The 12,908-nt window shown below is 55.7% G+C and carries 14 protein-coding genes and 1 pseudogene; 4 read left to right on the top strand and 11 right to left on the bottom strand.

Annotated features, from left to right (window positions below; all coding sequences use genetic code 11):
* A partial coding sequence (locus tag G6Q15_RS11430) for a PH domain-containing protein (RefSeq protein WP_164118898.1) occupies window positions 1-265 on the top strand: 265 nt, incomplete at its 5' end.
* A gap of 151 nt (window positions 266-416) precedes the next feature.
* Here G6Q15_RS11430 and G6Q15_RS11425 read toward each other — a convergent pair.
* The gene (locus tag G6Q15_RS11425) at window positions 417-941 is read right to left on the bottom strand and encodes a hypothetical protein (protein ID WP_240330871.1); all 525 of its coding nucleotides are present in this window, start codon (window positions 939-941) and stop codon (window positions 417-419) included.
* A gap of 56 nt (window positions 942-997) precedes the next feature.
* On the opposite strand from G6Q15_RS11425, the gene G6Q15_RS11420 reads away from it, so the two are divergent.
* Window positions 998-2,758 carry a DUF885 domain-containing protein gene (locus G6Q15_RS11420; RefSeq protein WP_164118896.1) on the top strand — a complete coding sequence of 587 codons (1,761 nt, stop codon included), beginning with the start codon at window positions 998-1,000 and terminating at the stop codon, window positions 2,756-2,758.
* Window positions 2,759-2,779: 21 nt separating this feature from the next.
* Here the strand turns inward: G6Q15_RS11420 and G6Q15_RS11415 are convergent, their stop codons facing one another.
* From G6Q15_RS11415 to G6Q15_RS11375, 9 genes are all read right to left on the bottom strand, one after another.
* Window positions 2,780-3,367 carry a hypothetical protein gene (locus tag G6Q15_RS11415; RefSeq protein ID WP_164118894.1) on the bottom strand — a complete coding sequence of 196 codons (588 nt, stop codon included), beginning with the start codon at window positions 3,365-3,367 and terminating at the stop codon, window positions 2,780-2,782.
* 71 nt (window positions 3,368-3,438) lie between these two features.
* Window positions 3,439-3,969 carry a demethoxyubiquinone hydroxylase family protein gene (locus G6Q15_RS11410; RefSeq protein ID WP_240330870.1) on the bottom strand — a complete coding sequence of 177 codons (531 nt, stop codon included), beginning with the start codon at window positions 3,967-3,969 and terminating at the stop codon, window positions 3,439-3,441.
* A 5-nt stretch (window positions 3,970-3,974) separates the two neighbouring features.
* A complete protein-coding gene (locus tag G6Q15_RS11405) occupies window positions 3,975-4,502 on the bottom strand; it encodes a disulfide bond formation protein B (protein WP_164118892.1) in 528 nt (175 codons plus the stop codon).
* Window positions 4,502-5,848 (bottom strand): S41 family peptidase, encoded by a 1,347-nt coding sequence (locus tag G6Q15_RS11400; protein WP_164118911.1) that lies wholly within the window; start codon window positions 5,846-5,848, stop codon window positions 4,502-4,504. The genes G6Q15_RS11405 and G6Q15_RS11400 overlap by 1 nt, the downstream gene beginning before the upstream one ends.
* A gap of 171 nt (window positions 5,849-6,019) precedes the next feature.
* Window positions 6,020-7,243 carry a peptidoglycan DD-metalloendopeptidase family protein gene (locus tag G6Q15_RS11395; RefSeq protein ID WP_164118890.1) on the bottom strand — a complete coding sequence of 408 codons (1,224 nt, stop codon included), beginning with the start codon at window positions 7,241-7,243 and terminating at the stop codon, window positions 6,020-6,022.
* Window positions 7,244-7,246: 3 nt separating this feature from the next.
* Complete coding sequence (locus G6Q15_RS11390) at window positions 7,247-7,669, bottom strand: 23S rRNA (pseudouridine(1915)-N(3))-methyltransferase RlmH (RefSeq protein WP_164118888.1); 423 nt, start codon at window positions 7,667-7,669, stop codon at window positions 7,247-7,249.
* Between the two features lie 37 nt (window positions 7,670-7,706).
* Window positions 7,707-8,045, bottom strand: coding sequence for a ribosome silencing factor (gene rsfS, locus G6Q15_RS11385; RefSeq protein ID WP_164118909.1), 339 nt, complete (start codon window positions 8,043-8,045; stop codon window positions 7,707-7,709).
* A gap of 183 nt (window positions 8,046-8,228) precedes the next feature.
* Window positions 8,229-8,861: a nicotinate-nucleotide adenylyltransferase gene (locus tag G6Q15_RS11380; RefSeq protein ID WP_164118907.1), complete on the bottom strand. Its 633-nt coding sequence runs from the start codon at window positions 8,859-8,861 to the stop codon at window positions 8,229-8,231.
* A 5-nt stretch (window positions 8,862-8,866) separates the two neighbouring features.
* Window positions 8,867-10,129 (bottom strand): glutamate-5-semialdehyde dehydrogenase, encoded by a 1,263-nt coding sequence (locus G6Q15_RS11375; protein ID WP_240330868.1) that lies wholly within the window; start codon window positions 10,127-10,129, stop codon window positions 8,867-8,869.
* 289 nt (window positions 10,130-10,418) lie between these two features.
* Between G6Q15_RS11375 and G6Q15_RS11370 the strand changes: the two genes are divergently transcribed.
* On the top strand, window positions 10,419-11,639 hold the full coding sequence (locus tag G6Q15_RS11370; RefSeq protein WP_275897600.1) for a peptidoglycan DD-metalloendopeptidase family protein: 1,221 nt from the start codon (window positions 10,419-10,421) through the stop codon (window positions 11,637-11,639).
* A gap of 19 nt (window positions 11,640-11,658) precedes the next feature.
* Complete coding sequence (locus G6Q15_RS11365; protein ID WP_240330867.1) at window positions 11,659-12,078, top strand: polymer-forming cytoskeletal protein; 420 nt, start codon at window positions 11,659-11,661, stop codon at window positions 12,076-12,078.
* A 5-nt stretch (window positions 12,079-12,083) separates the two neighbouring features.
* Here the strand turns inward: G6Q15_RS11365 and G6Q15_RS11360 are convergent.
* Window positions 12,084-12,884 (bottom strand): annotated as a pseudogene (locus tag G6Q15_RS11360) (ATP-binding protein); the annotation flags it as partial.
* Between the last annotated feature and the right edge of the window lie 24 nt (window positions 12,885-12,908).

Genomic DNA, 12,908 nt, shown 5'->3' with positions numbered 1-12,908 from the left:
ACAGAACCATCACAAATATGTGCTGTCGGACAATCAGCTTTTCGTGCGTGAGGGTTTCTGGCGGCAGAAATGTACCATCCTGCCCATCCGCAAGGTGCAGTCGGTCGATATCAGTCAGAGCTTCCTTGCGCGCGCGTTGGGCAATGCCGACATTGTCATAGGCGTAGCAGGCGGCAGCGGCATCTTGCCGCTCACCGTTCATACGATCGCACAGCAAGAATGCCAAAACCTCAGGGCAAAATTACTTACTCCAGCGCTTACCTGAAAATCACTTTAGCGCTGGCCTGAAAATCAGTTCAATACTGGTGCATTAATAGCGGCGCAATACCGTCAACACCTGCCGCAACAGGCGCTGTCTCTGTGTTATTATAACGGCATAGCCACAATACATGACATATTGAATTCGATCGTGGGTTTTATCCAAATAACCATTGCCCCATGATGCGATTAAACGGGAAAGTAAAAAATCCGGCAACCAGCAAGGCACCGATAATAATACCGCGTACATGTTTACGGTGCGCAATCACATTGTGCCGCCGCGCAGATAAAACCAGCAAGGGCACAACCACGACAGTCAATAAAGACAGCAAGTGAATATAGCTGAAATTGCCGCGGGCAATCATGCGAATGTCAAAACTGACCAGCGCAGTCACTAACATGGCAATGGACCATATCCAGCCCATCCAACGATGCATTTTATCTCCGCGTTTACGCCACATCATAAAAGGAGTGGTGATCAAAGCGGTGAGTATCGTCGATAAATGCAACCAGACTTGCCAAGGCAGTATGTGCCATTCAGAGCGCCCCTTGAACAGGGAGACCAAAGCTGCCGCTAAGAGAATAAGCGATAAAGCACCCAGAATTTTTTCCAGAAGATCGGGTTTTAAGGATTTAGGCCTGCTCTTTATCGCAACAGTTTTACTGGTCATTTTGTCCCCCATCCGTTATCCCCCAGTGCGCAAACATGCACATATAAGTAATGCGAAGAGGATAGGTGATGCGCAAGCAATTTCTGGGACTGGGAACGGTTGTTGTGGCTGCCGCGTTGGCAGGAGCAAGCCCCGCTGCGGCACGGCAGGCCGAAGACCTGCAAAATGTCATCGACGACTATTGGGCCTATGTGCTGAAGGAAAGCCCTGTTTTTGCAAGCTCGCTGGGCATTGATGATTACGCCGACAAAGTCGCGTCCGCCACACTGGAAAGCGCGGCGCGGCAAGCCGAGGCCAATGCGGCGTTTCTGGCCCGAGTGAAAGCCATCCCCACTGACTCCCTTGATGCCAATGACCGCGTCAATTACGGCATATTGCGCCGCTCGCTCGAAGAAGCCGTAGAAGCCGATACATATGGCCAGCGTGCCATCAACTTCACCAACCGCAGCGGATGGCATTCCGGCTTTGCCAGCATGGCCAACAACCTGCCCTTTCGCAATGCGGCGGATTATGAAAGCTATGTCACGCGACTAAAGCAATATGACCGCGTCAACGCGGAGTCGATTGCAGTCGCAAATACCGCCATCAAGGGCGGTTATACCCTGCCCTGCGACGCGATTGATGGATATGAAAGTAGCATTTCCGGTCTGATTGTCGATGATCCCGCCAAGTCGCGTTTTTATGAGCCCTTTACCCGCGCCAAGCCTTCGATTGTTTCGCAGGCGGAATTTGATGTGCTTGCAGCAAAAGCGGCACAAACCATAACTTCGGTTATCAACCCTGCACTACAGCAGCATTATGACTGGTACATGCGCGATTATAAACCCAATTGCGCGGTACAGCCGGGTGTGTCTGCACAGCCGGGCGGCGACAAATATTATGATTTCCGCGTCAGGCAGATGACAACGACGAAGCTGAGCGCCGATGATATCCATAATATCGGTTTGAGCGAAGTTGCCCGTATCCGCGCCGATATGGTCAAAGTCGCCAAGAAAGCGGGCTTTGATACCCGTGAGGCTTTTATCGCGGATCTGCGCACCAATCCCAAATATTATGCCAAGACGCCCGAAGAATTGATGGAAAAAGTGGCGCGTGTCACCAAAATTATCGATGGCAAAATGCCTAGCCTGTTCGGCAAGCTTGCGCGTCTGCCTTACGGCCTAAAGGAAATTCCGGCGGAGATCGCCGAAGGCACCACCACCGCCTATTATAATCCCGGTTCACCCGATGTCGGCATTGCCGGGTTTTATTATGTCAATACGTCGAAGCTCGACCAGCGTCCCTTCTGGGAAGTCCCGGCACTTAGCGTGCATGAGGGCGTTCCCGGACACCATCACCAGATTGCGCTGCAACAGGAACTCGATATGCCTGATTTCCGCAAGCATGGCGCATTTTTCACGGCCTTTGTCGAAGGCTGGGGGCTTTATTCGGAACGGCTCGGCATAGAAATGGGCCTGTATGATACGCCCGCAAACGATATGGGGCGCTTATCCTATGAAATGTGGCGTGCCTGCCGTTTGGTAGTCGACACCGGTATCCACAGCAAAGGCTGGAGCAAGAAACAGGCCATCGATTATATGCTCGACAACACTGCGCTGACCGAGGCGAATGTCGAAGCCGAAGTCAACCGTTACATCAGCTGGCCAGGACAAGCGCTGGCGTACAAGATTGGGGAGCTCAAAATCCGCGAACTGCGCAAGCTCTCCGAAGAACGGCTGGGCGATGCGTTTGACATCCGTGAATTCCATGACACGGTACTGGGCCAAGGCGCAGTACCTCTGGACGTGCTGGAAACGCAGGTCATGGCATGGCTGGATAGCAAGGGCTGAATCAAGCCCGCAGCCAGACTATCATTCGGGATTGGGCAGTTCGCCTTCCGCCTCGACAGCTTCTTCTGCCGCTGCATTTTCAGCAGCTTCAGCGGCGGCGCGTTCGCGCGCTTCCAATTCGGCCTCAATCGCTTCACGGCGCGCCTGAACTTCGGCGGCTTCCTCGTCTATCCGCGACAAACGCTCACCGCGGGCTTCTTCAATCAGCTGACCATAACGTTTTTCCGGTGCCTGTTCCCGTTCTTTATAGGCACGGTTGATAAGCTGGGTTGTACAGCCAGTGAAACCACCTGCGCCAACGGGCGAACAACTTTCCGTACCCGTTGCACCAACATACTGGAATGATTTGACCTTTTGCGACCATGACTGATTCACAGGATCATTCGGGTCCTCACGCAGCACCTTGGGGATACGGTACCGGTCAACCACTCCGCAGATAACGATTTCCTCGTCCGTGCTGGGTGGGCATTCCTCACCTTCAAAGATCATCAATGTATTGACGCGATAATTTTCGGCATCCGCGGGAGGCAGCTGTTCCTGCGCCTGCGCTGGCGTCACTGCAAAAGCCGAAAAAACCATAATGGCCGGTATCGAAGCGAGAAATTTCATATATGTTGTCTCCAAACTCCAAATGCATTTGCATGGTGTGATGTGAACACATGCTGAAACATGCAAATATCTTATATACGCTTAGCGAGCGAAATGGCGGCGCGGCAGCCAAGGCGAATGGCAGCGCTCATCACCGGATAGCCAGGCGTATCTTCCGCACCGTGCGCCAGCGCCTGCTCTTTATGCTCCTGTTCTTCAGCCTGGAATTCGGCGATCGCGTCGCTTAACTCCGGATCGCTGTCGCCCAGTTCTTCGAGCTGCTCTGAATAATGTTTGTCAATTTCGGTCTCAACCGCCGCAGTACAGGCCATCGCGGCCTTCGGCCCCATCAGCGCCGTTGCCGCGCCCAGCGCATACCCAGCCACACCCCAGAAAGGCTGCAATGCGGTCGGCCGGACGCCGCGTTCTACGGCCAGTTTGTTAAAAAAGGCCAGATGCCGCTCTTCCTGTTCTGCCATATGCGCCACAACATCCGCACCGGGCGCTGAATCGCCCATTACGGCAAGCTGACCCGCATAAATGCGCTTCGCACCATATTCACCCGCCTGGTCGACGCGGATCATTGATGCACGGTCTGTTTCGTCTGCGGCTGTGTCGTTCATGAGCGTTACCTTAGTGTGGAGGGCGGCTTGACCCGCGCAAAACGGATCAACATCCAGATGGTGAGCGCCCCGCCCAGTGACAAGAGGAAGTTGAACCCGGCCAGCGAGATACCCCATAAAGTCCATTGCGGTACGTCACAGCGTATCAGCGGTGCATTGGTGATATTGGCCAGCATGCCCTCTGCGCTATTTGCGGGAGCCACATTATTGGCGCAGCCAGTAATGCCTTCCCACCAGCCATATTCAACGCCCGCATGAAAACCACCAATCAAACCGCTGATCGCAATGGCAATGGCCGCCAATATGATGAGGATATCTGACCAGCTTTCCTTGCGAGCGGCAAAACCCAGCACGCCAAAAAGCAATGCGGCCCAGTGCGGCCAGCGCTGCCAATAGCACATTTCGCATGGATAAAGTCCCATCGCATATTGACTGAATAATGCCCCGCCCAGCAATCCGGCAGGCACCAGCAATGCCAGCCAGAAGGCCAGATTGCGTGCCAGAAGCCGCGCGCCGCCTATAGCCTGCGCCATCAGTTACGCTTGGATTTCGTTTTGGCCGATGTCGCGGCGAGCCGCGCGCTGGCCTGTGTTGTCCGGCTGATTGTTTCCAGCGCATAGTGCAGCTGGAAATCTTCTATGCCTTTCGCCTCCAGGTCCTCGATACTGGCTGAAAAACGTGGGTCATCCTTGCCATCCTCTTCCAATACCTTGTCCTCAATACCGGCTTCGTTGATGAGATGGCCGCGCAGGTCGGACTCCCGGTAACGCGGACGGGTCTTGTAATCCGGATCGGACAGCTGCGGCACCTGAATATCGGGTTCAATCCCGCCTTCCTGCACCGAACGGCCATTTGGCGTATAGTAACGTGCCGTGGTCAGCTTCAGCGCGGTCGTGCGCGACAGTGGCAGCAGTGTCTGCACTGATCCCTTGCCAAAACTGCGTTCGCCCATAACAAGCGCGCGGTGGTGTTCCTGCAACGCGCCTGCAACAATTTCTGAAGCCGAAGCAGAGCCCGCATCGATCAGGACAATGACCGGTAGGCCATTCGTATCGTCACCCGGCCGTGCAAAATAGCGTTCATTGTCACCTTTCTGTCGACCGCGCTGTGAGACAATCTCCCCTTTTTCCAGGAATACGTCACTGACACTGATCGCCTCTTCCAAAAGACCGCCAGGGTTGGAACGAAGATCAAGCACATATCCCGACGGTGCACGGCCCAGTGACTTTTCAATATCACGTATCGCGCTGCGCACATCATCGCCAACCTCGGCGGTGAAGGACGCAATGGATATAACGCCCACATCACCTTCGACTTCCCAGGCCACAGGCTTCAGATCGATAATCGCGCGTGTAATGGTGAGGTCAAACGGTTTGTCGCGCCCTGGCCGCACCACTGTGATGCGGATATCCGTATCGGGCCGCCCCCGCATAGAATCAACTGCATCATCCAGGGTCCCGCCATAGATGAGCTTGCCATCAAGGTGCGTGATATAATCACCCGCTTTCATACCCGCGCGTTCCGCCGGGGTATCCTTGATCGGCGCAATCACCTTGACCGCGCCATCTTCCATCGTAACTGACAGGCCAAGGCCGCCATAGGCGCCGTCTGTCTGAGTGCGCAAATTCTCAAAATCACGCGCATCTAGGAAACTGCTATGCGGATCAAGGCTGGCCAGCATGCCGTCAATCGCGCCTTTCATCAGCGTTTCATCATCGACTTTCTCAACATAATTTGCACGTACCTGCTGATAAACTGCAATAAAATTGCCTATCTGCCGCTGGTTATTGGCATCAACCGCGGATAATCCCGCCGTGGTGAGCGGTAGCAGGGCGACCGCTGTCACCAATGCCGTGGCACGGAGAAAGTTGCTTTTAATCATGGCCTTTAATCCTTTTTGTGAGGTCTTCACGCATAGGCGCCAAAGTCCCGCATATTAAACGCATTAAAGCTGCAAAACAGGCTTTTGCCAAGGGCCTTTACCATTTGCAGGCGATCATTATCGACGAACGTCGCTGAACAGGGGCTGAGCGGGAAACTGATAGCCCCTCTATCCAGCGATGAGCTGGACAATATCAACTGCCTGCCCGCCGCGGTGCAATTCTACCGATATTGCGCGCTGCGTCCTACCCATACGTCCGATAGGTGCGCCTTGTTCCACCTGGCTGCCTACCTTGGCGGATATGCTTTCCAAGCCTGTCAAAAGGCTGGTCCATCCCGTTTCATGTTCAATAATAAGGATGTTATTATAGCCCTCATACGGCCCGGCATAGGCGATGCGTCCCGGCGCAGGTGCCACGACCTGCGCATATGGCTGTGTGGAAATGGTGAGGCCACGCGAACGTACCCCGCCATCGGACATTTCGCCAACGCCTGTCACGATATTACCAATCACGGGAAGCCGGTAAGAGAAACGGCCTCGCGTATCATCCGCCCGTGTGTCACGACGCAGGACGCGCGCTTCTCCCGGGCGCGCAGGCCGCAATACCGGCCCATCCAGCAGGCTGAGCGATTCGCGCACTTCACCCGCCACGTCTATCCTGTTCACCAGGTCGGTAATGTCACGGGCCTGTTCGGCCATGGCCAGCGCACGATCCCGCTGCAGGCCGGCATTACTTGCAAGCTGACGCGATTCTACACGGCGTTGCCCCTCCAGCCGCTTCAGCTCCTCGCGCCGACTATCCAGTTCGCCGCGCCGGTTGCGCAGCAACCCTGCGGCATCTTCCGCCTGTAGCCTTAACCGCTTGCCGTGATCAATTTCCGTGCGCAGGTCCGCTGTACGTTCTCTCAGCAGCGGGGTGATCGATGCCAGCAACCCTCGCACTCGTGCCATGTCGCGGATAGACCCGGGCTGCACCAGGCTGAGCGTAGTGGGTCGGCGCGCAAGGTTTTGCAGGGCAGCAGTCAATTCGACCAGCGGTTTTTGTCGCTCCGCAAGCCGGGCACGCTGTTCACGCTGTAGCTGGGCAACAATGCCAATATTGGCTTCAGCAACGCTGATGTTCGCTTCCGCTTCCTGGATACGGGCTGCCATCGTCAAAACCTGCGCACCCAGCCTGTCCGCAGACTCGTTGGTCGCCTCCGCCTGTTGTTCCAGCTGGTCACCCAGTTTTCGGGCATCCACGGCCTGTTTTTTCGCCCGTTCCAGTGCCGCGCGCTGGTCACCGCCCAGCTGTTCAGTGAAAACAGGCTGTGACCACAGCGCCTGACCGCCGATGAAAGCCAGGCCCAAAATAGCAGCCAGCAGCGTCAGGCCGATATAGCCGTCCCGCATCTCTCACCCTTCCCTATGATATGGATGCCCGGCAATAATGCTGGTTGCGCGCCATAACTGCTCCGCCAACATTGCCCGCGCTATCATGTGTGGCCATGTCGCCTTGCCATAGGCGATCAGCAGGTCCGCACCCTGCCGCACTTCATTGTCAAAACCATCTGCTGCGCCGATCATGAAAGCGGTCTCTCGTACGCCATCATCGCGCCAGTCGCGCAATATGTCCGCAAATTGCATGGAAGTAAGCTGCTTGCCCTTTTCATCCAGCACGACGCGCCGCGCATGTGATGGTAATTCGGGTAGTTTCCCACCCCTGTCGGGAAGTTCAGTTATATGTGTGGGCCAGCTGATCCGCTTCATATAGCGCTCGACAAGTTCCGCCTCTGCCGAGCGGCCTATCTTGCCCCGTGCTATGATATGAAGACGCATATTCCGGTTATCAAAGGCCTATGCGAGCGGCACAGGACTATGCTCCAGCCGCTTCGGTGGCTTCCGCACCTTCGGCGGGAACTTCATCACCAAATGCCCACATGCGTTCGATATTATAGAAACTGCGCACTTCGGGCCGGAATAGATGTACCAGCACATCACCCGTGTCTATGAGCACCCAGTCGGCATTGGGCAGGCCTTCAATGCGCGCCGTGCCACCCGCTTTCTTGACACGCTCCGCCAATTTCTGGGCAATAGATGCCACCTGCCGCGACGAACGGCCCGATGCGATCACCATATAATCCGCAATACTGGTCTTGCCCGCGAGCGGCACGGAAATGACTTCCTGCGCCTGATCATCGTCAAGCGATTGCATGACCAATTTGTGCAGGGCGTCATTCGGCGTAGAGGGAATGTTGTCGGAATTTTCGGTGTCGTTATGGGACGAAGGGTCGGACAATGTAGTTCCTTAAAATTTAATCCTGGATAGCATGATAGCGAGAAAACGTCTTTTGCTAAACCCCCATCATGCCCTTTGGCCGTATTGACCGAAAAAACTTCACAATAGTGACCTTGTTACATCATCACGGACAAGCCTGTCTGCATATTCGCTGTACCATTCCGGGTTGGCACGGCGAATGGCCGTGGCGGACCTGGAGTCGGCACGAAAGCGTAATATGGTGATGGCAGGCAACGACCATTCGGCCCATTGCCGCACCTCGCGTGCAGGGCGCATATACCGCCTGAGCCAGGCCATGGCCGGGGCCATCAGCGCAGATTCATTATAGCCGGGCCGTGCAATCACTACGATCGGCATTTCCCGCGAAATATCGCGCCAGGCGCGCCATTTGTGGAAAATCGCCAGATTATCCGCCCCCATGATCCAAACAAACTGCCGGTCGGGGTAACGCTTCTTGAGCTCCCTCAATGTATCGATGGTATAACGTGTGCCCAGTTCACTTTCGATGGCAGTGGCCCTGATCCGCGAGCGTCGCGACATTTTCTGCGCCGATGCGAGTCGCGCTTTGAGCGGTGCCATGTCGCGCGCCTTGTCTTTGAGCGGGTTACCCGGGCTTACCAGCCACCATAGCTCATCAAGATCCAGCGCATCGCAAGTGAACAGGCTGATATCGCGGTGTCCGCCATGCGCGGGATTGAAGCTGCCGCCCAGCAATCCTGTGGTTTTGCCTATATGTGTCAGGGCCGCACCTGCCCATCACCACGCACCCGCCATTTGTAAGTGGTAAGCCCCTCTAGCGCGACAGGCCCGCGCGCATGCAGACGGCCTGTGGCAATGCCGATTTCTGCGCCCAGGCCGAATTCGCCGCCATCAGCAAACTGACTCGACGCATTGTGCATGACAATCGCGCTATCGGTTTCCTGCAGAAAACGTTCGGCATTGGCATGATCTTCAGTAACAATCACATCGGTATGGCCGGAGCTGTGCCGGGCGATATGCGCCAGCGCTCCGTCCAACCCCTGAACGAGCGCCACTGACACTATAGGCGCCAGATATTCGGTGTCCCAGTCCGCCGCATAGGCGCTTGTCGCACGTGGTTCGAGTTCGAGCACGGCATCATCGCCGCGGATCGCACAGCCCGCCTCAATCAACGCGCGCAGCAATGGCCCTGGCGCAGCGTAATCCTGATCAATCAGCAGCGTTTCCATCGCACCGCATATCCCGGTACGCCGCATTTTCGCGTTGACCGCGATCGCTTCTGCCTTTTCACGGTTGGCATGGCGGTCAATATAAGTGTGACAGATACCATCCAGATGCGCGAGTACAGGTACACGCGCTTCCTCCTGCACACGTTTCACAAGCGATTTGCCGCCGCGCGGGATTATCAGGTCAATCCGGCCTTTTGCCCCGCCCAGCATCGCACCCACCAACGCCCTGTCCTGATCAGGCATTAACTGCACCGATTCCGCAGGCAGACCCACGTCGGCAAGTCCGTCCAGAATCGCTTTATGAATAGCACGGTTGCTGTGGACGGCCTCGCTGCCACCGCGCAATATCACGGCATTGCCCGAACGCAGGCAGAGCGCCGCCGCATCCACAGTCACATTGGGGCGGCTTTCGTAAATGATGCCGATCAGGCCGATAGGAATGCGGACACGTTCAAATTCCAGGCCATTGGGCTGACTATGCCGACTTATGCTCTCCCCCACCGGATCGGGCAGCCCAGCCACGGCATCTGCCGCGTCCGCCATTGCCATAACTCTTTCCGCATCCAGGCTAAGCCGCTCCAGCATCGCAGCGCCCAGTCCCTTCTGCTGCCCCGTATCCATGTCTTTTGCATTGGCCGCGCAAATTTCATCGCAGAAGTCGCGCACAGACCGCGCAATCGCCTGCAACGCCCCCGCTTTATCCGCCCCGCTTGCAGCAGCCAGACGGCGAGCGGCACGGCGTCCGGCAATGGCCATATCTTCCACTATGTCATTCGGGGAATTGCCAGTCATTTTAGATGATGAATCCTGCTCCATATCGCTGTGTCTAGAGCAGTTCAGCACGTCATTAAAGATGCAAATTCATGTCATTTTGCATGCGAATCGGCAGAAAACAGCGCGATTCCAACTCTCGCGAAGCATCATCTAACAGATTCGAAACCCGCATAAAACTGCGGGTTTTACAAGAAAATAACATTTCACCGCATGGCTAACTCGACTCGTCACGAGTCACCGGCCATCGATTCGTAAAATTAACCTCTAACCTCTAAATGCCGGTCCAACAAAAGAAGGTTATAGGGTCGTGAACAACGCAAAACGCCCGGCAGGGAAACATTCCCGTCAGGCAAAATGGTTCCCGGATCGCGAATTTTTGATGCGTTCCGACGGACACGTGAGATTTCTGAAATTATCATCCCGGTCACAAATCCTGATTGTGGCCGCGATTTCATTCATCCTGCTACTGAGCATTGTTGCAGCATCCTACATGGCTATTGACCAGTTCATGACAAAGCGCGAAAGCGCTGCACTAGACGCGAAAAAAGCTGAAATCACGGCTTCGCAAAAACAGGTCGAATCCTATCGCGCTTCGGTGGATGCAATCGCCGCCGATTTACAGAAACGCCAGGACGTACTGGACAATATTGCAGACAGTTATCTGGACGACGCAGAGCCTCAGTCGGGCGATACTGTCATTGGTGAAGAGGCATCTGAAAAAGATGTTACTGGTAAAAATGATAGCGAAGCCAGCAGGACCGCGGAAAAAATAGGTGTGTTCATCCCGGGGGCGATTACGCTGGCGGCCATAGAAACCCGTCAGCTTGCGCTTGTCGGTAAGTTGACGCGCATTGCAGAGGCGCGTGCAGCAGCCGCGGAAAAAGCGATCCGTAAATTTGGCTTGAGCCCTAATATGATGGCCGCCAGCCAGACCAGCGCGCAAGGTGGTCCCTTCCTGCCTTATTTTGATAGCAAGGCCGCCAAACGTATTGATCCGCGCTTTGCAAAACTTAGTAGCCTGCTGATGCGTATGGATGCGCTTGAGCGGTCGCTGGCCGCAATTCCGTCAGGCGAACCGGCGGACATGGACCGGATGAGCAGCAATTTCGGTTATCGCAGTGATCCGTTTACGCGTCAGGGCGCGATGCATAGCGGGATTGACTTTAAGGGCAGCCGGGGCCAGTCTATCCTTGCTGCCGCCAATGGTCAGGTCAGCTTTGCCGGCTGGAAATCCGGTTATGGCAAGACTGTAGAGATAAGCCATGGCAACGGCATGATGACACGCTATGCGCATATGTCATCAATCACAGTTAAACAGGGACAACGCGTGGATAAAGGCGTTCGTTTGGGGGGCATGGGCAGCACAGGCCGCTCGACCGGAACGCATTTACACTTTGAGGTACGCCTGAACGGCAAAGCCATTAACCCTCGCCCATTTTTGGAGGCAAATAGAGATGTTCTCAAAACCCAAGCCATCGCAAGAAAGCGAACCAATCCCGACGCCAACGCCCGCCCCGGCACCCGTTAAAAGGACCAGCAACAGCACAATGAACAATTCAACGTTTTCCGTTATCGGATCAGATGTCATTATCACTGGTAACGTCGCTGCTGAAGTCGATCTGCACATTGATGGCCGTGTTGAAGGCGATGTGAAGTGCCAATCCCTGGTGCAAGGTGAAAGCAGTGAAGTGCACGGCTCAATCGTAGCGCAAAGTGCAAAGCTCTCCGGACTTGTCAAAGGTTCAATTGATGCGCGTGACCTTGTTATAGAGCGTTCCGCCCGCATTACGGGTGACGTCGCCTATGACACGATCAGCATCGAACAAGGCGCCCACATTGACGGTTCATTCAAGCATAAGAGCACGGCATCAAAAACGCCGCGTGCCACAGGTGTCAAGCAGCAAGGTAGCAAACCTGCCAAACCGCCTGCACCTTCGCTTGAGCTGACGACCGAAGCAGCGGAATAGCGGGCTTAGGCCCGCGGTGCCTGCCGCCGATAGCTTAGCGCTTCGGCGACATGAATACGGGTTACCGCATTGCCCCCCGCAAGATCGGCTATTGTCCGTGCTACACGCAAGACGCGCGTGTAACTGCGGGCGGATAGGTGCATCGCTTCTGCTGCCTGCGCCAATAATTGCTGTCCAGCCTCATCAGGGGTAGCGTAAGCCTCTAGCGCATCGCCATCGATTTCCGCATTGGTGCGCGCATCAATATCGGAGTAGCGACGTGTTTGCAGCGAACGCGCAACGGCTACGCGCGCGCTAACTTCGTCCGACCCTTCTGCTGACGGCGGCATGGTGAGATCGCGTGCTGTCACAGCTTCCACCTCGACATGCAGGTCGATTCGGTCGAGCAGCGGCCCGGATACTTTCGCCTGATAGTCTGCCGCGCATCTGGGCGCACGCGAACAGGCCAGTGCCGCATCGCCCAGGTGCCCGCAGCGGCATGGGTTCATCGCAGCAATCATCTGCACACGCGCAGGAAATGTCACATGCGCATTGGCCCGCGCCACACTGACTTCCCCGGTTTCCAGTGGCTGGCGCAGCGAATCAAGTACACTGCGCTGAAATTCGGGCAATTCGTCGAGGAACAGGACACCCATATGCGCCAGCGAAACCTCACCCGGCTTTACCTTGAGCCCGCCCCCCACCAGCGCGGGCATTGACGCACTGTGGTGCGGCGCACGGAAAGGGCGCTGCTGCTGCATCCTGCCCTCTTCCAATGTGCCAGCTACTGACCCAACCATCGACACTTCAAGTGCTTCCGGCATTATGTAGCAACTGCACCAACGAAAAAC

The sequence above is a fragment of the Sphingorhabdus sp. Alg239-R122 genome (assembly GCF_900537065.1).
In the GTDB taxonomy this organism is placed as follows: domain Bacteria; phylum Pseudomonadota; class Alphaproteobacteria; order Sphingomonadales; family Sphingomonadaceae; genus Alg239-R122.
Note: the sequence above shows the minus strand (reverse complement) of the source record. Positions and strands in the feature narration are given on the sequence as shown.